The following is a 24903-nucleotide window of genomic DNA, read 5'->3' as shown; positions in this document are numbered from 1 at the left end:
CCGATTCTCGCGTGACTCGGAGTAACTACCGGGTAAGGGTGGAAATGTTGGATGCGAGCGTCCCCCGTTGCCGGTTGACGGCCGTACGCTGGCGACGATATGATCGAGGATATTCGACCGGATTTCCTTCACGTCTGCCTCTACGCCCCGAAGCACACGAAAGGAGCCGGAATGCGACGTCGCGCCACATCCGTTATCCTCCTCGTCGTCCTCGTCGCCGGCTCCGCCGCGGCCCAGGAATCCACCGGTCGCATCGAGGGTCGCGTGATCGACGACGACGGCGCTCCGATCGCGGGCGCCACGGTAACCGCGACGGGCTCCGGGCTACTCGGGAACCGGTCCGCTCAGACTGGAGCCGACGGCACCTTCACACTGCGGGCGTTGCCGGTGGGCCGTTACGACGTCGAGATCCTCGCCGCCGGCTTCCGACCCACCGTCTTGACCGGATCGACCGTCCGTCTGGGCGGCACCACGAGCACCGGCACGACCACCCTCGAGCTACTGGAGTACGAACGTGAAACGCTGGTCGTCACGGCCAAGCCGCCGTTGATCGATCCGAGCGAGACCGCGCTGGGCGGCAACCTGATCGCTGGCGAGTTCGGCGACCTGCCGGTCGGTCGCAACTACATGGATCTCGCCACGCTGCTGCCGCACGTCCTGGACAGTTACCTCGGCGACGGACCGAACTTCGCCGGCGGCACCGGCCTCGAGAACAAGTGGTATATCGACGGCGTGGACGTGACCGACCCCATGTACGGCTGGGACGCCATGGAGCTGCCCTACAATTTCGTGGAAGAGGTGCGCGTCAGGACCGGCGGCTACCAGGCCGAGTTCCGCGGCGCCCAGGGCGGCGTCGTCGACGTGATCACCTATTCCGGCAGCAACGAGGTGCGAGGGCAGATCTTCGGGTTCTTCCTCAACGATCAGCTCACCGGCACGCCGAAGATCGGCTTCGCCGACGCGAATCAGGGCAGTTTCGCGCGCTGGGACGTCGGCGCCAGCGTCGGAGGACCGCTGCAACGCGACCGGCTCTGGTACTTCCTGGCCTACAATCCGGCCTTCGACCACCAGGAAACGGCGATTCCCGGCCAGGACGACAGCACCGACCAGACCACCACCCATCGTTTCGCCGCGAAGCTCGACTGGCTCGCGAACGATGCCAACGACTTCACCCTCTCGGTGGCGGGCGATCCAAGCCACGGCGACCTCACCTGGGTCTTGCTGAACCCGACGGCGCTCGCCAATCCCGATCCGGCGCTCATCGAACAGGATCTCTCCACCGTGATGGCCTCGCTCCGCGGGCGGCACTTCGTGGGCAAGAATTCGTTGCTGCAGTCGAATCTGTCGGCGGTGTGGAACCACGACGAGTGGGCGCCGCGAACGGCGCGCGGCCGCGAGGAGATCCTGCTCTACGACTGGGAGACGGGGGTGATCAGCGGGGGCACGATGTTCGCCGACGGCGCCAACTACAATCACGGTGTCGACCTGACGGCCGGCTTGGATGCGACGCTGCCCCAGGGAGCGCACACGCTGAAGGTCGGTGCCGAGTATCGCCGCAGCGCCATGACGGTGAAGGACGATTCGTGGCTGCTGGAACGGGGCGTGGACGGGGACATGGAGTTTTTCATCCTCTCGGATATACGCACGCACGGCGAGGTGACGAACCGCATCCCGGCCCTTTTCGCGCAGGACTCCTGGCGCCTCGGCGACCGCCTGCGCCTGAACTACGGCGTACGCTGGAACGGCCAGTATCTCGTGGGCTCCGACAGCGAAGAGGTCCGCATCATCGACCAGTGGCAGCCGCGCGTCGGGGTCGTCTACCTGCTGGGCCAGCAACAGCGAGCGAGGGTCTTCGGGTCGTACGGCCGCTACTACCAGGACCTGTCATTGTGGGCGCCGTCGCGACTGCTCATCGACGATGCCAGCCTCGATGTGACCCTGTATGACCACGATCCCCGGCTTGATCCGACCGGCGGAACGGTCATCGCGACCGCCACGGACGCTCTCGTCGACGACCTGCGCGGTCAGCACTACGACGAGATCATGCTGGGCTATGAACGGCAGCTCGGCGCTCGGGGACGGTTCACCGTTCGCGGCGTCTACCGCGAGCTGCGCGAGGCCATCGAGGACGCGTGGGTCGAGGCCGAGGGCAACTTCGTGTGGGGCAACCCGGGGCGTGGTCTGCTGGCGGACTATCCGCGCCCTTCGCGCGACTATGCGGCGCTGGAGGTCACGTACCAGCTCACCGGCGGCGGACGCTTCGACCTGCTGACGTCCTACGTCCTCTCCCGCACGCGCGGCAACACCAGCGGGATCTTCGCCTCGGATTACGGCGGCAACGGCAATGACCCGAACTTCTCGCCGCAGTGGGACGACCTGGAGCTGCTGGTCAACGGCCATGGCCTCCTGCCCAACGACCGAACGCACGTCGCGAAGCTGGCCGGGTCCTGGCGCTCCGGTTTCGGGCTGACCTTGGGCAGCAGCTTCGCCTGGATGAGCGGCACGCCGCTGAACGAGTTCGGAGCAGGACAGTCGGCGTACTACAACGTCTTTCTGCGGCCCCGTGGCACCGCCGGCCGCACGCCCGACATCTGGGACCTGAATCTGCGTCTGACTTACGATCTGGCGATCCTCACCGGTTGGAACCTGCGCAGCCGGCTGGTCTGCGATCTCCTGCACCTGGGCGCTCCACGCAAGGCGACCAACTTCGACCAGAAACGCTACCTTGGGCAGGAAGACGGCAATCAGGCCTTTCCCAGCCCGACCTACGGCTTGCCTACCAGATATCAGCCACCGTTCGCCGTGCGAATCGGCGCGGAGATCGAGTTCTGACCTTCCGGCGTTCGGCACGACCGCGCGTTACGCGCGAGATCCGCGATCTAATACGAGAGATGTCCCTCACGAATCCCACTTGGGGTGTACCCCGCATTCACGGCGAGTTGCTCAAGCTGGGAATCGATCTTGGACAAGCCACGATCTCCAACTACATGGTGCGGCTGGGTGGCGGCCGGGTGGCGGTACCGCGTGGTGGGGCATTGATCGCACTGGAGCAGTGGAGCGATACACTGGTCTACTGGGATGATGAGGCAGAGGTGGTGCCGGAGTTGGTGGTGTGCCGCCGGGAAGAGAGATGAGGGCATCTGCTGCAACGGAGGGGCTTGTGCTACGAGCTCATTTCTAAACCTCCGGGCTACGAATAAATCGATGAAGAGACCCTGCCACCTCTCAGCAGCAGGGCCTCCAATCATCAACCCAAAGGCGATCTGACTAGCCGCCCCAAATCACTTCACGACCAGCAGTTTCTCCGTAAGCTCGGTTCCCCCCGCACTCAAGCGGCACATGTAGACACCACTGGCGAGGTTCCGACCCTCGAGATGTACCTGGTGGAGTCCAGACTGCTGTAGGTCCGACACCAGGGTGGCGACCTTCCGCCCGGCAAGGTCGTAGACCGTCAGGTTCACGAAGGTATCGCGCGGGATGTCGTAGCGGATCGTGGTGCTCGCCGTGAACGGGTTCGGCTCGGCAAAGAAGACTTCCAGCGAGGCGGTCTGCGACTCGTCGACCGCGGTGACACCCAGGGTCTTGCGGCCGAAGTAGACGTCCTGTTCGCCATTGAACGTGGCCGCCCAGGCCAGGCTGAAGCCCGTGTCGTCGGAGACCATGTGGAAGTAGTCGCCCATCTTGTTCTGGTTCGGCCAGCCGACATGCGGGTCGAAGGAATCCGACAGCCGCTCGTTCGCGGACCAGGTCACCCCGCCGTCCGCTGAATACGAGTAGTAGAGGGACGACAGATAGGTGCCGGGATTGTCGCGTGTGTCCAGCCAGATGGCGTCGATTCGGCCGGAGGGGCTGACCGACATGGTCCCGAACCATTGCCAGGCGTTGCCCGGGTCATCGTTCACGCGAACCGGTGCGCTCCAGGTGGAGCCGCCGGTGGAACTGCGGGCGAACATCACGTCCAGCGGGTCGCTCCCCGGCGGATTCACCGAGCTGAGCACATAGACTGCGTGGCCCATGGGATCATCACTCAACGCAGTGGCGACGTGCGCCTGCCCGAGCAGCCCCTCGGGGTTGGGGCCGGTACGTGAATCAATGAATCCGCCGAGATCGACGATGGTCGACAGATCCCAGCTGACGGCTTGCTGGGCGTTGCGGGCGTTGGTCGAGCGGGCCACGACGAGGTCGTTATCGTAGGCTCCGACGGTGTAGAGCACGCCGCTGGGGTTGAATCCGCTTCCGGGCGCCACCGCAAGCGTTCCCCAGTATGGGTCGTCGGGGATCTCGACGCACTCCTCGTACGAATCGCCGCCGTCCACGGACCGTGTGAAGAACCCCGGACCGCAGATGCTCCAGTAACTGGTCCAGTACGAGTAGATGTGACCGTCGCCGATACCGCCGGTCTTGTCGATCACCATCCACTGCTTGTCGCCGCCCTGGGCCGATGTACCGCCATCCCAGGGCTGGCCGGCCTCGGGGGCACGGAAGACATCGCAGAGGTAGTCGGAGTCGTTCTCGACCGTGAGACTGTTGTAATAGATCCGTCCCTGGGAATCCGTGTCCAACACGGGGTCGGAGCGGAAGACGCCAGGCTCGATCACTCCGGGGAAGGTCCAGGTCTGTCCGCCGTCGGTGGTATAGCCGTAGCCCGCCTGGCGGAAGTTGCTCGTGACCGTGTCGAACTGCCGCCATCCGATCACCATCTTGTCCGGATCAGTGGGATCCACGGCGATGGACGGCTCGTTGGCGGCGTCGCCGACGATGTTCTGCCCCAGCTCGTCCACATTCACCTGGACTGCGAAGAACGAATCCCTGGTGAAGCGTTTGGCGGGGGACCGTTGATGGTCCGCACGTGGAGAGGCGATGTAGGGGTCGTCGGGGACCTCGTTCTGGTAGGGTACCCCCGATCGGGGCCGATCTTCCGCAGAAGCGGTAGAGAAGGCAACCAGGAGGAGCATGGACAGCGCGCAATACAGCGCGATACGAGGCAGTCTCTTTAGGTTTTTCATCTTACGATTTGACCATAAATCGGGCTCTTGGTCAATTGGATTTGAGATTGGGGTGTTGGTGTAAGCTGCCGACGGCCAATGCAGCCGTAAGCTTCCCTTCCAACTGCTGACCAAGAGTTTCAAGTTCCAAGGAGAATCGGTTCCGCTGATCGGCGCCAGCGGTCTCTGGAAATTCGCGTCTTCGAATCCATCCCCATCAGCATCACGACCGCCCCGCCCGTGAAGAATCGCCCGGCACCTTATGATGACGGAATGGACAATCAGGGCCGACTGGCCTATCGCTACCGCGGCACAGATCCCCATCACCGAGACAACGCTGGACTGCGAGCGGCACTCTTGGGCTCCGTACCCTTGATCTACTTCTTCGGCATCGACAAGGGCGAGTATTTGCCGACCTGGCCAGTCTTCATCGTTGGCGACGACCCTTACAATCTTACTTTCAATGTTTCGATCGATGACCAATCCCCGGCGGGCCTGGATGCCGAACAGCATTCGGGCACGGCTATCGAAGCCCGCCGCCAGTATGTCACCACGGTGACCCTGCGCCGGCTCCACTAGCACAGATTCCGCGCCAGGGTCCTGCCGGACTCCGATCCCCCGGGCGAACCGATCGTCCCGGACGGTCTATCGCTTTGCAAGATCCACCATGCGGCGTTCGACCGTCACATTCTCGGCATCAGGCCGGATCTACGCGTCGTGATCAGGTCGGACATCCTGCACGAGGTCGATGGTCTGGTGCTGAGGTCCGGGCTTCAAGAGATGGACGGTACTGCCATCGTGCTGTCCACGGATGCCTTGCTACGGCCCCGCGTAGAGTTTGTCGAAGCCAGGTACGAACAATTCCGGAAAGCCGGGTAGGCGAACATTGTAAAGTGCTATTAAGAACTGCACCTATGAGAATTTAGACTCAAGCTCGACACCAACCTGAAACCCAATCCGATACTGCCCCCAGACTACCTACTGCCCGACATCCCCCTGCCCATTGCCAAACATAGAAATTGTTCGCATGAAAACTACGCGACCCATCCGTTATCCAGTCGAGCGACGACGGAGCCGCTCGAGGATCGAAAACGGATGGGATTCACACGAAGGAGGAAGATCATGTTCGGCATGTCGTTCGGTAAGCTCCAGCGAGCGAGCGAGAAACGAAACAAGGCGAGCGGTCTCACCAGGCGCATGGTCCTCGCTGTGGCGGTCGTGACGGTGATGACCATGACGATCCCCCTGCAGACTGCGCAGGCGTTCGACCCGGTCGCGGCCGGAGCCCTGGTGTACGAGGGATATCAGGGAGTGACCAAGATCCTGAGCGCCGCCGGGGTCAGCAAGCAGAAGCTGGGCTGGGCGTTCAGGGGCATGCACCACACCTGGTGGGGATGCGTCTACAAGGACGGAACCACGGTGTTCAACAACTTCCGTTCTTACCGCAATGAACGGGACGTCCTGGAGTACTACACGGGCCAGAACAGCGGCGACTGTGACGCCATCGTCCAGCGAGGAAATAGCTGGCAGCATGTCTGTTATGGACCTTCTGGTGCGCGCGAGATGGTGAGGCGTCATGGCCCCATCGTCAGGGTCTATGCGCATGGCCCGGCCGACTGAGCCCGTGCAATCGCCAGCCCTGCACCCGCATGTGGCGCGATCGGAATCGATCGCGCCGCAATACTTTGCGTGCCATGAACGCGATCAAGATCAACGCGGAAATGCCGGCTCGACGATCGTTATAGAAGTGGTCTCCGATAAGTCGTCACTGTAAACCGGGAGCAAGAGTCATGAATAGCATGAGTATTACGAATAAGATCTTGGTGGTCATCATCGTCACGGTATGCGGTGCAGCGTTGTCGGTCGACACTGCGATCGCGCAAGCGGAAAAGAACCTGGCCGAGATCGCCATCATGGGCGTGAAGCAGCATCGACAGAGTGATTCCTTGCACGACGAAGGTGGTGGATACGCCTTCGGGTTCAACTTCGACTTCACTCCCCTCGGCAAGGACAATCGACACAACCAGCTCCATCTGGGCCTGTTCGGTGGGGGTGAGCGGAGCGGCCCGGACGGTGAGCCCATCAGCGAGACCGAGGCTCACTTCGGCTACGCCCTCACGTCGGGAAACCGACGCGGACTGCGGGCCACTCTGTCAGGGGGGCTGGCCTACAGCTACATGGCGGTCGGCGAATGCGAAGGGACCGCATCCTATGGCTGGTTCGTCGGTCTGCAGACGGGGCTGGTCCTGACCTCGGAACTCGTGCTGGTCGGTGATGTGAGGTACTCGCAGGTTTCAAGTGATGAGGCCGAAGAGGGTCCTTGCAGCGGTGGCGGACTGAACATCGGTGCCGGGCTGGCGTGTCTCTGGTTCTAGGCTCTAAAGCGTTGAAGTCGCGATTATCGGATTCGGCTGAATTGACCGGCAAAGATCATCTGTGGTAGTATCCGGATATATTCGGTCTTTGACATCGTATTGAGTGTATTGATTCATGAGCATTAAACCCAACTCTTCTCCAGAGGTGTGCGAGCGAGCCGTTCGCATGGTCCTCGACCAGTATGCGAATTGGAAAAATGGCGCTGGACGATGGAGGCCCACCATGTGTCCTGGTTTAAGTCGTATCGCGGTAATTCTCCACCTCACATTGGGTGTATTCCTGATTCTAGGCAGAATGGCTTTCGCACAAGACCTTGTGGTAACCGGTACCGACACTATCGCGATCGATAGCACGTACGATAACGTACTCATTGAAGATGGAGGCACGCTGGTCGTCGATGCTGTACTGAGCGTTCTGGGCAACATGACGATATCGAGCGGCGGAACGGTGACCCACACGTTGGCGAATGAAGAGGGGCTTCGCCTGAACGTCGTGGGCACGCTGCTGATCGAGGACGCGGGAGCGATCGAGGTCTCGGCGAAGGGTCTGCATGGCGGCAACTCGGGATCGCAATACGGACCAGACGGCGAAGCCTATGACGAGACGGACACGATCGTACGTGGAGCGACGGGGTCGAATTATGGAGTAGGCGGCAGCTTCGGGGGGACCGGCGCCCGTGGGTACCCAGGCTATACGGGTGTAACCAATCCTCCATACGGTCTGGTGGAGCGTGCGATGCTACTCGGGGCCGGCGGCAGCGGCTCGTCGTATTCTGGATCACGGGGTGGTCATGGTGGAGGTCTGGTGCGGATCGAAGCCGGAGAGCTTCAGGTCGACGGGACGATCGACGCCAATGGTCAGGTGGGTCAGAGCTCCAACGGCAGTGGCGGCGGCGGATCAGGCGGCAGCATCCGGATCGAAGTGGGGACGCTCAGCGGAGGCGGACACATCCACGCCCGCGGAGGACTGGGGCTGACCAACAACTTCGGTCCGAGTGGTGCCGGCGGTGGCGGCCGGATCGCGTTGCTCTACGACCTTTCGAGCTTTCTCGAGGACAGCTTGTCGGCCTGTGGCGGGTCAACTGAGCCCAGTTTGAATGCGAATTACTATGGGTCGGCGGGGACGATCTACCTGGAGGATCTAACTGGAAATCATGTGCGCGTGATCTATGACAATGCGAATCGAGCGACGAGTCTGCAAAGCACGCTCCGCACCGCATTGTCTGGCTTCGATGGCTTGACGCTACGGTCTGCCAGCCATTTGAAGGTGCAAGGCGGCGATGTCGCCTCAATATCAATCGTCGAGCCGCTTTCGATCCCGGCCGGGACGTCGCTGTTGCTGAGCGACGGAGCAACATTGGCGATCACCAATGCATCTGGATTCGACGTCTCCGTCGTTGACGGGGCGAGCTTGACCATTGATTCCGGCTGTAGCCTTGCGATGGACGCGCTTCAGATTGCAGGTGCTACCTTGACGACCGGTGTCGATCTGGATTTCAGTGGCGGCTCGATGCTCGCGATGTCGGGCGCCTCCCGGCTCCGATTGCTTGAGGGGGTCAGGCTGACTCTCGATGACTTCACGCCCGCGAACGTCCAAGGGGGAATTGTCGAATGCCTGGATGGCAGCGTCCTGGATATTGTCGACGATGAGATGATTGTCGGAGATGGCGTGACGGTGATCAAGGACGGCACGTTCGGCGATGATGACGAATTGCAGGCATTGACGATATCGAGCGGCGGAACGGTGACCCACACGTTGGCGAATGAAGAGGGGCTTCGCCTGAACGTCGTGGGCACGCTGCTGATCGAGGACGCGGGAGCGATCGAGGTCTCGGCGAAGGGTCTGCATGGCGGCAACTCGGGATCGCAATACGGACCAGACGGCGAAGCCTACGACGAGAATGACACGATCGTACGGGGAGCGACGGCGTCGAATTATGGAGTGGGCGGCAGCTTCGGGGGGACCGGCGCCCGTGGATACCCGGGCTATACGGGTGTAACCAATCCGCCATACGGTCTGGTGGAGCGTGCGATGCTTCTCGGGGCCGGTGGAAGCGGCTCGTCGTATTCTGGATCACGGGGTGGTCATGGTGGAGGTCTGGTGCGGATTGAAGCCGGTGAGCTTCAGGTCGACGGGACGATCGACGCCAATGGTCAGGTGGGTCAGAGCTCCAACGGCAGTGGCGGTGGCGGATCTGGCGGCAGCATCCGGATCGAAGTGGGGACGCTCAGCGGAGGCGGACACATCCACGCCCGCGGAGGACTGGGGCTAACCAACAACTTCGGTCCGAGTGGTGCCGGCGGTGGCGGCCGGATCGCGCTGCTCTACGACCTTTCGAGCTTTCCCGAGGACAGCTTGTCGGCCTGTGGCGGGTCGACCGAGCCCAGTTTGAATGCGAATTACTATGGGTCGGCGGGGACGATCTACCTGGAGGATCTGACGGAATCCGATGCCCGCACCGTCGTCGATAATGACGGACGCTCAAGTAATTACTCGACCGTTTTGCGATCGGGGGCCTCCACGTTTTTCGGCATCGATATCGCAGCTCCGGTTCGACTCGATTTCATGCAGCCATATACTCAGCCCGAAGGTGCACTGAGACTTCTGGGTGGTAGTGTGTCGTCGATATACCCCCTTGCCCTTTCATTCACGGGATCACTTGAGGGCTGGGGCACATTGCAGACCAATGTTGAGAACGCCGGATTAGTTTCCCCCGGCAGTTCTCCGGGCGTCCTGACGATTGAAGGCGATCTCACTTGCGATCCTGTCGGCACAACTGAGCTTGAACTCAATGGCGAAGTTCCCGGTGTAGAGCACGACCAGATCATCGTCACTGGTCTCGTCGAGCTGGATGGAATTCTCTCGATCACCCTTGGCGACGATCTCCAACCGGCTCACGGCCAATCCTTCGAGGTCATGCGCTATGGCCAGCTCAAGGGTCGCTTCGCCGAAGTTGCGTACCCGGACCTCTCGACATACGATCCCAACCTGGAATGGTATGCGCTCTACGGCCCGGATGCCCTGACGCTGTACATCTATGACCCGGTCATCATTCAGGACGACGGCCTTGGCGACTATCCGACGATCCAGGACGCGATCGACGGCGAGGACGTGCTCGCGATCATCGAGCTGGCGCCCGGTACGTTTACCGGCGAAGGCAACCGCGACATCGTCTTCGACGACGACCCGGTGGTGATCCGGGCCCGGAGCGCCGATCCCGACAGCACCGTGATCGACTGCGAGGATGCGAGCCGGGCCTTCACGATCTCGGGTCCTGGTGAAGCCCTGGTTGTGCTCTCCGGCTTCACGATCACCGGCGGCAACGCCGAGGAGGGAGGCGCGATCCTCTGCACCGACCGGGCGACGCCGTTGCTGCAGGGCCTGGTTTTCGACAACAACCGGGCGAGTTCTGGCGGCGGCGGTCTGCACCTGTCGTTCGAGTCTGCGCCCCAGGTTGACGGTTGCGTGTTCCGCAACAACAGTTCCAGCTCTGGCGGCGGTGGCCTGCATCTGTCCTTCGATGCGGAGCCGGAGATTCGCGGCTGCGAGTTCCGCCAGAACAACTCGACCAGCGGTGGCGGTGGCCTGCATCTGGCCGGCGCCCGGGCGGTGATCGACGGCTGCACGATCTCCACCAACCAGTCGAGTTCTGGTGGCGGCGGCCTTCATCTGGCCGGCAACACGATCCTGGAGCTGTCCGCGTGCACCATTGCCTTCAATAGCGTGAGCGATCCGGCCATCGGTTCGGGCCTGCATCTGGTCGAGAGCACGACCCTGGCCGCCGATCACTGCATCGTGGCGTTCAACGGTGTCGGACCAGCCGTGGTCTGTGACGAGACCAGTGAAGCCACCCTCGTCTGCTGCGACGTCTACGACAACTCGGGCGGCGACTGGATCGGTTGCCTCGAGGGACAGCTGGGGATCGACGGAAACATCTCGGCCGATCCCTTGTTCTGCGACGGCGGGGCCGGCGATTTCACGCTGAGTTCGGCGTCGCCGTGTGCGGCGGACAACAATCCCGGATGCGGCCTCATCGGCGCCCTGGATGTTGGCTGTGAACCGACGGCCTATGTCGTGACGCCGGACGGTGATCTGACGATCCAGGACGCGGTGGATCAGATGGCAGACGGCGATGTGCTGATGCTCGCGCAAGGGATCTACCTCGGCCCGGGCAATCGCGATGTGCTGTTGCCGCCACTGAACATCCGGATCCAGGCTCAGGTGACCGGACAGGACTCGTCGCAGGTCCTGGGCCCGGGCCTCTGCATCATCGACTGCCAGGGAAGTCCGTCGGATCCGCACCGTGCCTTCATCCTCCCGGACAGCCGAGGCCTCGGCCCCGAACTGCGCGGTTTACAGATCCGCAACGGCTATGCCGACGAAGATGGCGGGGCGATCCTGTGCGGTACCGGCTCCCGACTGCGCCTGGACCGATGCATCCTGCTGGACTGCGAAGCGGCTCGCGGAGGTGCGATCGCGATGGAGTCGGGTGTTCTCCAGGTGCATCGCTGCACGTTCTATGGAAACGTGTCCGGCGACGGTAGCGCCCTGAATTGCGGCCCGGGCGTGGATCTGCGTCTGACGCGGACCATCATCACCGCCGGGGAAGGCGTGGCCGTGGTGGGCGATCTGTCTCTGGCTCCGCCGCCGAGTTGCTGCGACATCTGGGGCAATGCAGGCGGTGACTGGGTCGGGATCCTGGAGGGATTCGGCCTGGATGGCGATCCGCTGGGCAACATCAACCTGAATCCCCTGGTGCAGCCCGATCTGAACTTCATCCTGCGCGACGATTCTCCCTGCGGTTCGGACTGGAATGCGGCGTGCGGGACGATCGGCGCCATGCCGACACAGGGCGAGATCATCATCGGCGTCGAGGACGAGAGCGATGACGAGATTCCTCTGCCGTTGCGGGTGGCGTTGCTGCCGGCGCGGCCCAATCCCTTCAATCCGTCGACGCTGATCCTCTTCGACCTGCCCACGGCACAGCGGGCCGAGATCTCCATCTACGACGTGCGCGGTCATCGGGTGGTGTGCCTGCATTCGGGTGAACTGTCGGCGGGCCGGCACGGAGTGGTCTGGCATGGTCGTGACGCTGTGGGTCGGGAGTCGGCTTCGGGCGTCTATTTCTGTCGTCTGCAGACAAGCGAGAAGGCGATCGTCCAGAAGATGGTGTTGTTGAAGTAGGTAGAGGGGGATCTGGAGGCAAGCCATCCACCATGAAGGCCATCCTCGAACCAACCAGGGTTCGGGCGCGGCCGTGTCGTCGAGTTGCATCCCTGCGGACCTGGCTGTAGGATCGACCCCACGAGTCCTGGAGATATCCTGCAGGATCGGAGGCGTGCCTTGGATCTCGGGCGTCGGATGCAGCACATTCCCGTCTTCGTGTTCATCTCAGCTGTCCTGCTCGCAACGTCGATCTCGGCCGACACCGAGCCATCGACGGACGCCGTACGGGCGCTACTGCATGATGGCCGTTGTGATCAGGCGGCAGCCTTGCTCGCAATGGTCATCGATCGGAACCCCGAGCCCACTCCGGAGATCCTCCAGGATATCCAGAGCTGCCTGCTCGAGTTCGCGGAATGCTATGCCACCGAGGACGACCCGCGTGGTACCGCCAGGGAACTGGTTGGGGCTCTGCAGAGATTCGATGCCGGACCAGCGCTGCCCGATCAGATCATCACGACGCTTCTGATCCGGCTCGCCGACGCCTACCTGGTGCTGGGCCAGTGGGCCGCCGCCGACTCCTCGCTTCAGCAATCGCTGATCCTGCTGGGGAAGAATCAGCATGATCAGACCATCGCGGCGGGGCGGACCCATCTGTTCCGTGGAATCGCCCAGTATCGACTGGGGCGCTATTCATACTCCGCCAACGAGTTCGAGCGCGCCTTCTACATTCTGTCGAATCAGATCATACCCTTGACCAGCGAGACCATGCGGGCCAAGGGCGGCCTTGCTGCGGCCTATTTCGAGAATTCGGATCACGAGGAAGCGGAGCGGATCTATCGTGAGCTCATTGCTTCCCTGCCGCCGCCGCTGACCGAAGATCAGCAGGTGACCGTGGCGATGTGGAAGCATAACCTCGCCGAGGTCCTCTACGAGCTGGACCGGTTCGCGGAAGCCGAGGAACTCCTCGAGGAGGCCCTGGCCGCACTCGCGGCCACCAGGGGCCCAAGCGATCTCCTCAATGCCCGCTCACTTGTCCTTCTGTCCAAGATTCGATGCAGCAACAATCAGCTGGTGGAGGCTGAACTGTTGCTCCAGCGGGCGCTGGCCATACAGCAACGATATTACGACCCCGGACATCCGGATCTGAGATACAACTACAGTGTTCTTGCGGAGCTTTACTATGGCTGGGAAGAGTATGCGACGGCGATCGAGTACTGGGAGATCGCTCTGCGTGCGATCACCGAGGATCACACCGACGCTCGCATGTACGAGACCCACCTTGGCGATTGCTATCGCAGGCTCGGCCTCTATGAAAAGGCCCGAAAGCACTATCTTTCGGCGCTCAGGTCACTCGAGGACCCCGGGCCAGATCACTGGCAGATCGGTCGAACCCTGCACCAGCTTGCAAACCTCGATGCCGAACTCGACAGGTTCGATTCCGCCGACTCCCTGTATACCCAGGCGGCGGAGGTATATCTGAAGCAATTCGGGGAACAGCATCGAATGATGAGTGAACTCCTGACGGATCAGGCCGCTCTCTATATCAAGACCAAGGAGCTGGACAAGGCCGAGGTGCTGGCCGAAAGAGCCCTGGAAATCGCCATCAACGCCGACGGGTCGAACGGCGTTTCGGCCATCCGACCGAGGCGGGTGCTCGGTCGCATCGCGGGCTTGCGTGGTCGCGGTGAAGAGGGTCGACAATTGCTCGCGGAGTCGCGCATCTCTGCGGAACTCAATTTTGGTCGCGATCATACCGAGGTGGCGGAATGCCTTGCCGATGAGGCCGAGAGCAAGCTCGCCGATGGCGGAAGGCTAGACGAAGCGCTGGCACACGCGTTGCGTGCCGGAGAGATCATCTCGGAGCACCGCCGGAACTCCGTCGCCTCGCTGTCGCCTCAGGATGCAATCGCCACGGTTCAGCTCGATAATCGTGGTTTGCGGATTGCGTGTGCCATCGCGGTTCGAGTAAGGCGGGGCCCCGACATCGAACAGGTCTGGGATCTCATGCAGGGATCCAGGGGATTGGTGATCGACGAACTCATTGCGCGTCGTATCCTCGTCGCCGAAGCCCAGCGCCTGAACCTCGAAGAGGTGGAACTCGAGCTGAAGAACGCGACGGCCGAACTCGCCCGGTACGCTGTTCAGGGCCGGTCGCCGCTCTCGCTGACCGAGACGGGCAGTGGGCAGGACACCCGACAGAGGATCGACGATCGTCAGGCCAGCGAAGCGCGACGGGCAGAAGCCGAGCAGCAGCTACTGGCGGTATCCTCGCGGCTGCGCTACGCCGAGACTCGAAAACGCCTGAATCTGGATGATGCCTGGTCGATGATGCCGGCCGGCAGCGCGTTGGTGAGCTTCTATCGCGAGAGCTTGGATCCTGGCTCCGGGCCTGATGATCAGTACCTGGCATTCGTGAAGCGGCGGAACAGCCTGGATGCCGAGGTCGTGCCGATCGGTTCAGCACGGCAGATCGAGGAACTGGTCCAGAAGTGGAGAAAAGCCCTCGATGAGGCTCGGACCAAGGGCAGCGAGTTCCAGGACGACCAGAGCCGCCTGTGTCGAGATGTCGTGGCGACCGGCCAGGCCCTCCGGCAGCGAGTCTGGGATCCCATCGCACCGAGTGTTGGTCGACAAGATCTTGTCTACCTGGTGCCGGATGCCATCCTGGCAACGGTGAATATCGCCGCGTTGCCCACGGAAGAGGGGCGTTTCCTGATCGACGACGGTGCCCGGTTCCACTACCTGACGTCGGAGCGCGATCTGGTTCCCGTTCGTGACCAGTCCCCGGGCTCCCGGGATATTCTTATTGTGGCCAATCCCGACTTCGGTGAATCCGGTGCCGAGGCGCCGCCGGTGCCTGGCCAGCAGGTCGGGGGCGCGTTGACCGGTCTGCGATTCGCTCCGTTGCAGGAGACCCAGCAAGAGGCCGAGGATGTCGCGAGTCTGTGGCCGGGATCTGCGGGGGCGACCGTCCTGACCGGAGCATCGGCCACCGAGAATCGAGTCACCCGGGAGATGGTTGACCGCCGGACCATCCATTTTGCGACGCACGGGTTCTTTCTTGATTTGGACGAGATCGGCAGCGTCGCAGACAGGGCTCAGCGTGCGGTCTACGAGCGCAATCCACTGCTTCTATCGGGTTTGGCCCTGGCCGGCGCCAATCGTCGAGAATCCGCCCTGCCGGGACAGGATGACGGCATCATCACGGCTGAAGAGATCGCGATCCTGGATCTGTCAGGATGCGAATGGGCTGTCCTGTCGGCGTGCGAGACCGGACTGGGCGTGGCGGCAAGTGGGGAAGGAGTCCTGGGGCTTCGACGTGCGTTTCAGCGCGCCGGTGTGCACACGGTCATCATGAGCCTTTCGGAGATCGATGATGCCCGCACCCGCCAGTTCATGAAGAGGCTCTACCAGGAGCGCCTTGCCATGGGCTGCAACACCGCCGAGGCGATGCATCGCGCTGCGATGTCGATCCTCGAATCTCGCCGGAACGATGGCCGTCGCACCATTCCCATCGATTGGGGGGCATTCGTCGCCTACGGTGACTGGCGTTAGGATCGATTCGACCTGTCGTCACTCACCGATATGCCGGACCTCGAACCTGCCTTCGAGATGCTCGTCGATCTCCACCGGCGCACCTGATGGCAGGATGGGCTTGAAGGACACGGAGTAGAGGCCGCTCGGAATGGATTCGGCCGGGATTGTCCACGCGAGATAAACGGAACCGTCGCCGACGGGCACGGCTCGAACCATGCCTCCGACTGGAAGCAGATCGTTTCCGGGCATGCGTCTCAGTTCCGGCGTTACTCGATACTCGGCGAGGAAAGAACCCGGCACGGCCTTCTCGAGCACGATGTCGACCTGTTGGCTGCCTGGCAGGACGAGGATCACGTCGCTCGCCTGACCCGACCGGTTCGAGTTCTGAGCTGTGAGCGCGACGACCTGCACTCCGGGCTGCTGGAGATCGCCACTCCTGTCGCCGATGCCGATCCGTGCAAGCATGACCAGGAGCATTGCTGCGGCGATTCCATAGCCGAGTTGTGGTCGCCAGAACCAGCCGAGGTCCCACCTGATACCCAGGACCCGGCGGGACTCGCGAGGCCCCTGCAGCGGGTCCTCGTCCGGGGCATCCCTGTCGGGTGAACCTTGCCTCGCGAAGTCCTCTTCCACCTGTCGCAGCATGATGATCGTTTCCATGAAGCTCGCAGACTGCACCATGGCTTCCTCGACCACCGTGATCTGTTCATCCGTTGCCCGTCCCTCGACATAGGCCTGGATGATGTCATCGCTCGGCGGCTCGAACCCGTCGATCTCGTCGGGAAAGACCCATGAAATCGCGTCACGCAGCCCAGCATCGATCGCATCATCACGAGGAGGACGACGCTCACTCATGGCTGCCTCCCTGTTGAATCGCAATGTCGATGCAATCTTCCGGACGTATCCCCAGCCGATTCAACCGTTCGATCAATTTCAACCGACACTGGCGAAACCAGTTTCCGATCGTCTTGTTGTCTCCGGCGACCTCGGGAAACAGGCGGCAGAGTTCCTGATTGCTCAATTGGCGGACGAGGCGACCGAGCAGGATGAGGCGACACCGCCGATCCATCTTCAGGATGGCATCCTTGATCCTGGCAGCGTCGATCCGGACCTCGGCGTTTGCCGCCGCCGACCGGTTTTCCGCGGTTTCTGGAATCTCCTCGACGGGCTTCGAGCGCGATTCGCGGGCCCAGACATCCTTGGCGCGGTTGTTGGCCACCATGACCAACCACGAGGCAAAGCGGGTCCCGCGCCTGTAAAGCTTCAGTTTATGAAAATCATCGGCCACCAGGGCCATGGCGATATCGATGGCGAGGTCATGGCGCCGGTCATCGGGAAACCAGCGATAGGCTGGCGGGGGCGAGCTCGTCAGGTAAGCATAGGTTCCGAGGAAGACGGTCCGACGGGCCTCCTGGGGTGCCGATTCGATCTGATCCAGGAATTCGGGCCAGGGCGCGCCTAGTTGAGCCACGGCCGCCCTCGTCTGATCTCGCATTGCCGACCTGACAGCGGGCATCGGATCCTTCCTGGCGGTTGATGAACGAGGACGACGATCAGACCGCCAGTATAGCCAGCCGGCAAGCTTCCGGGCAATAGCGTCATGGGCCGCCGCCCCCGTCGCCTCAGAAATCGGTGCTGCAACCAGCAAGGGCTGACCTCCGATCGATCGAAGTGAAACGGTCGCGGGCCGGGGCCTCGGCCACGAGATCTTCGATGGCGCTACGGCAGCGCCGGACCACGGAGCCGTCGTCGTTCCCCGTCGTCAGCATCTCGGCCGTCATGGCCGGTCCAACGGTCAGCGGCAGTCGGCCCCCGCATCGACGGAGGACCTCGCGGCCAAGGCCTAGTGCACCGAGGCGTGGATGCAGCCGATGGAGGAATCGATAGAACGCACCCGGCCTTCCTCCCACGTGAACTGGAATCACGCTGGCGTTCGTGAGGCGCACGAGTTGCTCGAGCCCGGGTCGCCAGGGATACTCGCCGAACAACGGTTCATCGGTCCGTCCAGACGCAACCTGTCCCGCGGGGAAGAGCACGATGGAGCCGCCGGAACGTAGATGCCGGATGGCCCGGCGAAACGCGGTTCTGTTGACGGCCGCCTCGGGATGTTGGGGATCGACGCAGATCATCCGGCTTGCGAGTACCGGCCATCGCTCGAACCAGCAATGTCCCATGGCCAGCATGTCGTCGCGCACCCTGGCGACAACGGCGGGCACTCCGAGGCCTTCGGCGAATCCCGTGGGATGGTTGGCCACGACGATGACGGGTCCCTTCTCGGGGATCTGCGTCTCGGCTTCCGGCGAACAGGTGATATCGATGTGGAGAAGGTCGAGCAAGTTGGCGTAGATGGAGTCGTTGCGTGGAACCGACTCGGCCGTGGCGACGAGCCCATCCAGCGTGTGGATTCCTGCTGATCTTGCGATGAGTCCTGCTAGCATGCCGTCACCTCCTCAGGCTACCTTCACCAGACGGGATTCGGTCCACTGGGAAACGATCCGCTCCTGAAGGGCCTCGTCCAGGCCGATGATCCCGGGAGTTCTGATTTGAGACGCTTGCACGCAACCAGCGTACAGGAGCGAGCGGGTCAGCTGGATGAGCTCGGGGCATATCGTATCCACGCCGCCGTCGAAGTTGACGGGGAACCCGCCGTTCACCAGGAAGAAAGCTCCCCGGGCGGTATCGATCCTGTAGAGGCTGAAACAAGGATGGTCGGATCGTGAAGCCGGTGATAGGCCGTCGCCTGGAGATTCCCAACCTGTGGGATCGCCCAGACAGATGCCGCGACGGCGGAGAATCCAGGCCTGGAACTCGACATCGGACGAGGACGCACTGATGAGGATGGATCCGCCGGCGATCTCGTCGTAGTCGCCAGGACCGACGGTAGGCAGTCCGGTGCAACCGACGATCACCCCGCCCCGACGGAGCCCCTCTCCGAGATCATCGAATACCAGATATCCCTCTTCAGCGGCGGCCTGGCGTCGCGACTCCGCCCGATCGAAGACTGCCACCTTCCGTCCGCCCATCCGCAGGACCAGGGCGACGGCGCGGCCGATCGCACCGAATCCGATGATGAGCGTGCTGTCGGGTACGGGTATCCCGGCACGCTGCAATCCGTGGAGTTTCCTCTCCAGCTGTTGCTGAACAGAACTTGCAATCAGCGGGGATTCGTATTCCAGCTTGGCCCACGACTCCGCCACGTTGACGACCGGAACTTCCAGCGAGATATCAGCCAGGGTCCTGATCCCGCAGCGTGTCTGCTCCACACAGGAAACGAAAGGTCGGATCGACCGATAGCGATCGTCGTGCAGCAGCTTGATCGCCCTGCCACCATCGTCGATCAAGACGATTCGGCGGTCGCGCCCGTAAGGAATGGTGCGATGTCGCTGCAGAAGTTGATCGAGAAGTTCATGGATTCGTCGATCCATGACCTCGTCGTTCGCTTCACCAACCGGTTGCCTGGCACAGTCCGGGTGCACTTCATAGCCGAGACGAGACTGCAGGTGCTCCTGAACACCGGGGTTGGTCGAGTACGGCTTGCCAAGCAACAGGACGTTCTCGGGGTTCACGACGCCGTCCACGAGGCTGTGGATCAAGGTCGCGGTGGATCCGAAGAGATGCTGCAGGCCGACGAAACCAGCCGTATTGCGAGCTAAGCCGTCGAGGGCATCATGAAGATCGGCAAGCACCGGCATCGCTGGCATCAACTCATGCTGGGTGTACGGCGGGGTGGAGGTTGGGGACATCTGGCTCACTCCTGCTCGAGGAAAGTCGGGTGAACAATGAGTCAACGATCCACGGTCACTTGTTTCTTGAGCGGGAGTTCGACATCGAGTCGGACGCGAGCTTGAGTCAGGTCCCCCTTCCGATGTGCTTATCGTTCATATCGTCTCTTAAGGTCAATATTCCAAACAACTTGGGACAAATGGCCAGCCGGCGGCCGGGTCGCGTGGATCAATTGTGTGAAGCGCGCAACTAGCGGGCGCCAACCTTCCTTCCGGAAAACTCCTGGTCCAGACCGTTATCGGTGTGGAAGCCACGTCGAGCATTCGACACATGATCAACGCCAAACCGAGGAGAGAACCATGACACGCATCAACACGATATCCCTGCGGATCCTGGTGGGGTTCGCCTTGCTGGGTGCGTTCACCGGTTGCAAGAAGGTCGTCGGCCCCGACGATGAGGTGGATCCGCCCGTGCCGGCGCCGCAACAGGCCTCGGGCGTCGATTTCCGCATGGTCGGCGACGGCATGGACTATGTGATCTATGTCGACGGGTGCGCTCGCGGTCGTCTCGACGGTGACGGTGACCGGCTGTCGGTCGATCTCTCACCAGGCCAGCATCACTGGCGAGTGCGCAACATGAAATACGACGCCTACTCTCAGTACGTCACCTTCCAACTCGACAACAACCAGCGACGAGTGTGGGCCCTTGGAATCGGCGATAACGATCTGATCTGGCAGGCGAAATCGGCCTCAGCGGCATGCGGGACATTTTCCCTCGAACGCGCTCCGATCGATTGACGACCTCCCCGGTTCAGGAAAGCATGCGCTTTCGATCGTTAAAGTGATCGGGCATCGAGACAGCCCTCGGCAGCACAAGCATTCAAGGTCCGACGAGGATGGGGTGACGGCAAACCTCCGATCGGGCCAGCGGAAGGAGATGACATGAAATACGTCATTCTGTTCCTGGTCCTGATCGCCCATCTGGTCGGATGCGGGCAAGACGAGGAGAACGACCGTCGGAACCCGACCGATCCTCAGGTGGCGCCCACTGGAGATCTCATCGTGAACTGGTCGTCAAAAGCTCTCATGGATGTCGAGGTGGACAAGGCAGGCGCACCGACCCGGGTCACCGTCCGACTCACTCCGGGCGATCGGCAAAAAAGCTCCTCGTACTCGACCGGCCATGCCGAATTCCGCGATCTCGAGGAGAAGGTCTACGCCATCGAGATCGTTGTCCGTGACGCGTCGGGCAACAAGACGCACGAAGGTTCGCAGGACGGGATTGCGGTGCGCGCGGGGGACGTGACGGTGGTGGATGTTGGACTATCCGCCCTTCGACCTCCGGCACCGACCAATGTGTCGGCTTCGACGAACTTCCTCCAGCAGATCAAGGTCTCATGGGACGCTGCGGACCGTGCGACCAGCTACAAGGTCTATCGCAGCCTCTCGTCGAGCGGCAACTACTCGCTCCAGACCACGACGACTTCGACCACGTGGGTGGATCAAGGCGTTGACCAGGCCAGGACTTGCTACTACCGCGTCGTCGCCTCGAACGAATCCGGAGACAGCCCGCATTCCACCGTCGCCTCTGGATATCGTCGCGGCTGGCGCTTCGATGATTCCGAGACCCGCATCAAGGACACCGACAGCGGCATCGGCCTCGAGTACGATCTCTACGCTTATGGATACAAGGATCTGCAGCGGGTTCTGGCGATCTTCGCCGTCTACAAGGTTGGAGACAGTTATTACTATGTGCCCGGGTCGGGGCGCTGGAACATGGTCGTCTTCGAGTATTCGCGTACGCCGTCGGGCAACAAGACGTTATTCAATGATGATTGGGCGGTGATCTACGATAGTACCTGGCACCCGGCTTACAGGAATAACAACTTCCCGCAGTACATCGCTGTCCGTGTGTATAAATCGTCGTCCATCTCGAGCCTGAATGATCCTTACTACGACCAGACAGAACTGCACCGCATCTATTGGTCGAATTCGGCTGCCGGTATGATGATCCCGCATCTGGCTGGAGATCCTCCGGTCGCGATCGAGGATAATGAGATCTCGATCCAGTCCGATCATGACCAGGCTTTCGAACTCGAATTTGCAGGAAACGGTCCGATGGGTGGCGCGAAAGGCCAACAGGCGAGCATTCATCAGATCGAACTCGAAAGAAGCCTCTCAGAATCTTGTGGACGATGAGATTATGACTTGATTCAGGTGGTCTCGGGTGGCCATGGAAGGACCCTGGCGGGTAATGCCAGGGTCCTTCTCTTGGGGGCGAGGCAGTAGCAACGTAGGGAATTTTGACTCGGGTCGTTCCATTGTTGAGAGCTCTCTCCTTCCCAACCTGACCGCTCCCCATCCTCCTGGGAATCTTAGTCATGCCTCGCCCCTGCTACCCGGAAAGTCCCCATGTCCAGCTAGCTGCTGTCCACAAACCGCCACGACCACCTCCCAAAAAAACGTGATCGCTTTAATCCTCAATCTGCGCGTCTCCCGGTAAGAACCCGATGCTTCACACCGGACCAGACCTGGAGGACACGACCATGCACCCGCTCCGCACCTTCCTGACCCTGATGCTCATCGCCGCCCTGATGGCCCTTCTGCCCGCCTGCAGCAGCGATGACGAGACCATCGCCCCGGACCAGACCACCTTCAACGAGGTCATCGACAGCGGCGGGACCTACGAGATCGTCGAACCCGTCGCCAACATCGAGGTCTTGGGAACGCCCGCCGAGGAGGAGCTTCCCGACGGCACCATCATGGTCTGCGCCACCGAGCGCCACTCCATCGTGGACGCTCCCCTCGACTACGCCACCTTCGACCCCAACGCCGAGCTCATCTACCCCGGTAGCCTGCTACAGGGCAACAGCCTCGGCGGCGCCACGCCCAATCCCATCTCGGTGGATCGCGCCGGCGGCACGGTCACCATCAACCTGCTGAACGGCTCGACCGCGGTCAGCCGGACCGTGGACGAGGTCCGCTACGACACGGTCATCCAGGCCATGAACGACATCATCGCCGACAACAACGGCGTCCTGCCCGCCCAGTTCACCTACCAGTCGGCCGAGGTGCAGTCGCGCGAGCAGATGGCCCTGCGCATGGGGGTCAACGTGAACACGCTGACCTCCGACGTGAACGCCCGCCTGAGCATCAACACCGACTCCAGCTACAGCAGCTTCCTGGTGGAGCTGAACCAGCGCTACTTCACCATGGTCTTCAACATGCCCACCTCGGTGGACGGCCTGTTCGCGGACTCGGTGACCCCGGCCGACCTGGCGCGTTTCGTGTCCGACGGCAACCCCGCCACCTACATCTCCTCGGTGACCTACGGCCGACGCTTCTACCTGCTGATCGAGTCCACCGAATCGGTGGCGGACATGCAGGCCAGCATCTCGGCCTCCTACGACGCGGCCCTGGCCGGCGGCTCGGGCGAGCTCGAAGGCCGCGACTTCTCGACCCTGGAGAACGTCAACGTGAAGGTGTTCGCGCTGGGCGGCGACCACCAGCTGGCCCTGGCCGCCTTCAACGGCGACGTGGACGCCGTGGCCGCCTTCCTCACCGAGGGCGGCGAGATCGACACGGGCGTGCCCATGAGCTACACCGTGCGCAACGTGAAGGACAACAGCACCGTGGCGATCAAGGTGGCCACGGACTACGAGGTGCGGAACTGCCTCGTGCAGTCGGTCGGCCAGTACGTCAACGACTTCGACGGCTCCACCGAGGGCTGGACCGGGTACGCCGATTACCGCGACTTCGGGGTGTACTACGGCGGCGCCATCGACGGCGGCTACATCAAGCTCTGGGACCGCGGCCAGGGCTACACCTGCTACTTCCGGGCGCCCCTGGCCTATCATGGCGACTGGTCGCAGTTCTACGGCGGCGAGATGTCCATGTACCTCTGGGTCGGCGGTCCCGGCAGCTACTCGGCCGTCGACGACGTCGTCTTCTACGACGGGTCGAGCAACCGTCTGGCGCTCCGTTTCGGCCAGCCGAGCCGCACCGGCTTCTTCCCGAAGTACGTGCCCCTGGACGACACCGGCGCCTGGCTCTACAACGGCGATCCCGCCACGGAGGAGGACATCCGCGCCGTGCTCTCCGACGTCGCGGACCTCTTCATCCGCGCCGAGTATTACAACCAGGCCGGCGACTGGGCGGCCATGGACCGTTTCCGGGTGGTCCGGGCCGAGGACAAGTAGCGGAGCGGAAGGGGCGTGGCCGCTTCGGCGGTCGCGCCCCTTGCGACACGAACAGCCCTGGCGATGAGCGTCATGGGATTGGCGCCATGAGCCTAATTCGAATTTCATCCTGATCTACATCCTGTAGCCCGACGGTCTTCTCTGGGGCGATCACTGGAGACACCGCTCTTTCAATTGCCCTATCTTCACGCCAACCCCGACCCGATCGCCCTCCCCCACCAAGGAGCCGCCCGCCATGCCTCGCTCCCTCGCCCCCATCCTCCTCCTCCTCGCCCTGGCCACCTTCGCCGCCGCCCAGACCGTCCCCATCGCCCACTACCCGCTGGCCAGCGACGGCCTGGACGTCACGGCAACCAGGCCGCCATGACCATGGAGAACACGCCGTTCCAGGACTACGGGGTCTATTGCAACGGGGTCTACGGCGACTACACCCTGTACACGCCCAACCTGGTCGGCTTCGATTCCGAACACTTCACCGTGCAGTGCATCTTCAAGTGCGCGGGGTTCAGCGGCTACCACCTGTCGCCGCAGGCGATCATCGTCGGCGGCATCGGCTTCCGCTGGGTCGGTGCCCAGGTCGACGCGGACGGTCTGCTGTACATCCTGCACAACAACGCCAACAACACTCCCACCAGCACCTATCTGCAACTCGACACCTGGTACAACCTGGTGCTCTGCTACGACGGCGCCAGCGATGCCCTGGCGGTCTACCTCGACGAGAGCCTGATCTTCACCCTGACCGACTACCTCCCCGTCCACGGCGACGACTTCTTATTCAGTCCGACCAACTACGGCAGCGGCAAGACCCACCACGGCGTCATCCACGACCTGAAGATCTACGCCGTCTGCGACGCGCCGGTGACAGTGGAGACCCGGACCTGGAGCCGGGTGAAGTCGATGTTCTGAGCGGCTTTGGGT

The 24903-nt window shown here is 62.3% G+C and carries 17 protein-coding genes; 12 read left to right on the top strand and 5 right to left on the bottom strand.

Annotated elements, in window-relative coordinates; translation table 11 throughout:
- Positions 1-171 precede the first annotated feature (171 nt).
- The gene (locus IFSED24_RS14530) at positions 172-2832 is read left to right on the top strand and encodes a TonB-dependent receptor (protein ID WP_491332196.1); all 2661 of its coding nucleotides are present in this window, start codon (positions 172-174) and stop codon (positions 2830-2832) included.
- Positions 2833-2891: 59 nt separating this feature from the next.
- Positions 2892-3134, top strand: a complete 243-nt coding sequence (locus IFSED24_RS14525; protein ID WP_491332195.1) for a hypothetical protein — start codon at positions 2892-2894, stop codon at positions 3132-3134.
- Between the two features lie 147 nt (positions 3135-3281).
- Here the strand turns inward: IFSED24_RS14525 and IFSED24_RS14520 are convergent, their stop codons facing one another.
- A complete protein-coding gene (locus IFSED24_RS14520) occupies positions 3282-4787 on the bottom strand; it encodes a T9SS type A sorting domain-containing protein (RefSeq protein ID WP_491332194.1) in 1506 nt (501 codons plus the stop codon).
- A gap of 471 nt (positions 4788-5258) precedes the next feature.
- Here IFSED24_RS14520 and IFSED24_RS14515 point away from each other — a divergent pair, with 471 nt between their 5' ends.
- The 5 genes from IFSED24_RS14515 to IFSED24_RS14495 all read left to right on the top strand — a co-directional run bounded on the left by IFSED24_RS14515 (position 5259) and on the right by IFSED24_RS14495 (position 16082).
- Entirely contained in the window at positions 5259-5564 is a 306-nt protein-coding gene (locus tag IFSED24_RS14515; protein ID WP_491332193.1) for a hypothetical protein, read from the top strand.
- Between the two features lie 543 nt (positions 5565-6107).
- Positions 6108-6605, top strand: a complete 498-nt coding sequence (locus tag IFSED24_RS14510) for a hypothetical protein (protein ID WP_491332192.1) — start codon at positions 6108-6110, stop codon at positions 6603-6605.
- A gap of 170 nt (positions 6606-6775) precedes the next feature.
- Positions 6776-7360: a hypothetical protein gene (locus IFSED24_RS14505; protein ID WP_491332191.1), complete on the top strand. Its 585-nt coding sequence runs from the start codon at positions 6776-6778 to the stop codon at positions 7358-7360.
- Positions 7361-7583: 223 nt separating this feature from the next.
- Positions 7584-12545: a right-handed parallel beta-helix repeat-containing protein gene (locus IFSED24_RS14500; RefSeq protein ID WP_491332190.1), complete on the top strand. Its 4962-nt coding sequence runs from the start codon at positions 7584-7586 to the stop codon at positions 12543-12545.
- 159 nt (positions 12546-12704) lie between these two features.
- Complete coding sequence (locus tag IFSED24_RS14495) at positions 12705-16082, top strand: CHAT domain-containing protein (protein WP_491332189.1); 3378 nt, start codon at positions 12705-12707, stop codon at positions 16080-16082.
- Positions 16083-16100: 18 nt separating this feature from the next.
- Here IFSED24_RS14495 and IFSED24_RS14490 read toward each other — a convergent pair whose 3' ends face one another.
- From IFSED24_RS14490 to IFSED24_RS14475, 4 genes are all read right to left on the bottom strand, one after another.
- Positions 16101-16919 carry a hypothetical protein gene (locus IFSED24_RS14490; protein ID WP_491332188.1) on the bottom strand — a complete coding sequence of 273 codons (819 nt, stop codon included), beginning with the start codon at positions 16917-16919 and terminating at the stop codon, positions 16101-16103.
- A complete protein-coding gene (locus IFSED24_RS14485; RefSeq protein WP_491332187.1) occupies positions 16912-17535 on the bottom strand; it encodes an RNA polymerase sigma factor in 624 nt (207 codons plus the stop codon). Before IFSED24_RS14485 ends, IFSED24_RS14490 begins: the two co-directional genes overlap by 8 nt.
- A 151-nt stretch (positions 17536-17686) precedes the next feature.
- Positions 17687-18502, bottom strand: coding sequence for a 1-acyl-sn-glycerol-3-phosphate acyltransferase (locus IFSED24_RS14480; protein WP_491332186.1), 816 nt, complete (start codon positions 18500-18502; stop codon positions 17687-17689).
- A gap of 12 nt (positions 18503-18514) precedes the next feature.
- Entirely contained in the window at positions 18515-19807 is a 1293-nt protein-coding gene (locus IFSED24_RS14475) for a hypothetical protein (protein ID WP_491332185.1), read from the bottom strand.
- 339 nt (positions 19808-20146) lie between these two features.
- Between IFSED24_RS14475 and IFSED24_RS14470 the strand changes: the two genes are divergently transcribed.
- The 5 genes from IFSED24_RS14470 to IFSED24_RS14450 all read left to right on the top strand — a co-directional run bounded on the left by IFSED24_RS14470 (position 20147) and on the right by IFSED24_RS14450 (position 24891).
- Positions 20147-20584 carry a hypothetical protein gene (locus IFSED24_RS14470; protein WP_491332184.1) on the top strand — a complete coding sequence of 146 codons (438 nt, stop codon included), beginning with the start codon at positions 20147-20149 and terminating at the stop codon, positions 20582-20584.
- Positions 20585-20728: 144 nt separating this feature from the next.
- On the top strand, positions 20729-21985 hold the full coding sequence (locus IFSED24_RS14465; RefSeq protein ID WP_491332183.1) for a hypothetical protein: 1257 nt from the start codon (positions 20729-20731) through the stop codon (positions 21983-21985).
- A 347-nt stretch (positions 21986-22332) separates the two neighbouring features.
- Positions 22333-23985 (top strand): thiol-activated cytolysin family protein, encoded by a 1653-nt coding sequence (locus IFSED24_RS14460; RefSeq protein ID WP_491332182.1) that lies wholly within the window; start codon positions 22333-22335, stop codon positions 23983-23985.
- Between the two features lie 235 nt (positions 23986-24220).
- Positions 24221-24352 (top strand): hypothetical protein, encoded by a 132-nt coding sequence (locus IFSED24_RS14455; protein WP_491332181.1) that lies wholly within the window; start codon positions 24221-24223, stop codon positions 24350-24352.
- Positions 24349-24891 (top strand): LamG-like jellyroll fold domain-containing protein, encoded by a 543-nt coding sequence (locus IFSED24_RS14450; protein ID WP_491332180.1) that lies wholly within the window; start codon positions 24349-24351, stop codon positions 24889-24891. The genes IFSED24_RS14455 and IFSED24_RS14450 overlap by 4 nt, the downstream gene beginning before the upstream one ends.
- Positions 24892-24903 lie beyond the last annotated feature (12 nt).

The sequence above is a fragment of the Candidatus Latescibacter sp. IFSED24 genome (assembly GCF_058273205.1).
Note: the sequence above shows the minus strand (reverse complement) of the source record. Positions and strands in the feature narration are given on the sequence as shown.

What these genes read in the sequence shown, in the direction of transcription:
- IFSED24_RS14530 (WP_491332196.1), top strand. Translation starts at nt 172, where the DNA reads ATGCGACGTCGCGCCACATCCGTTATCCTCCTCGTCGTCCTCGTCGCC.
- IFSED24_RS14525 (WP_491332195.1), top strand. Translation starts at nt 2,892, where the DNA reads ATGTCCCTCACGAATCCCACTTGGGGTGTACCCCGCATTCACGGCGAG.
- IFSED24_RS14515 (WP_491332193.1), top strand. Translation starts at nt 5,259, where the DNA reads ATGGACAATCAGGGCCGACTGGCCTATCGCTACCGCGGCACAGATCCC.
- IFSED24_RS14510 (WP_491332192.1), top strand. Translation starts at nt 6,108, where the DNA reads ATGTTCGGCATGTCGTTCGGTAAGCTCCAGCGAGCGAGCGAGAAACGA.
- IFSED24_RS14505 (WP_491332191.1), top strand. Translation starts at nt 6,776, where the DNA reads ATGAATAGCATGAGTATTACGAATAAGATCTTGGTGGTCATCATCGTC.
- IFSED24_RS14500 (WP_491332190.1), top strand. Translation starts at nt 7,584, where the DNA reads ATGTGTCCTGGTTTAAGTCGTATCGCGGTAATTCTCCACCTCACATTG.
- IFSED24_RS14490 (WP_491332188.1), bottom strand. Translation starts at nt 16,919, where the DNA reads ATGAGTGAGCGTCGTCCTCCTCGTGATGATGCGATCGATGCTGGGCTG.
- IFSED24_RS14480 (WP_491332186.1), bottom strand. Translation starts at nt 18,502, where the DNA reads ATGCTAGCAGGACTCATCGCAAGATCAGCAGGAATCCACACGCTGGAT.
- IFSED24_RS14475 (WP_491332185.1), bottom strand. Translation starts at nt 19,807, where the DNA reads ATGTCCCCAACCTCCACCCCGCCGTACACCCAGCATGAGTTGATGCCA.
- IFSED24_RS14470 (WP_491332184.1), top strand. Translation starts at nt 20,147, where the DNA reads ATGACACGCATCAACACGATATCCCTGCGGATCCTGGTGGGGTTCGCC.
- IFSED24_RS14465 (WP_491332183.1), top strand. Translation starts at nt 20,729, where the DNA reads ATGAAATACGTCATTCTGTTCCTGGTCCTGATCGCCCATCTGGTCGGA.
- IFSED24_RS14460 (WP_491332182.1), top strand. Translation starts at nt 22,333, where the DNA reads ATGCACCCGCTCCGCACCTTCCTGACCCTGATGCTCATCGCCGCCCTG.
- IFSED24_RS14455 (WP_491332181.1), top strand. Translation starts at nt 24,221, where the DNA reads ATGCCTCGCTCCCTCGCCCCCATCCTCCTCCTCCTCGCCCTGGCCACC.
- IFSED24_RS14450 (WP_491332180.1), top strand. Translation starts at nt 24,349, where the DNA reads ATGACCATGGAGAACACGCCGTTCCAGGACTACGGGGTCTATTGCAAC.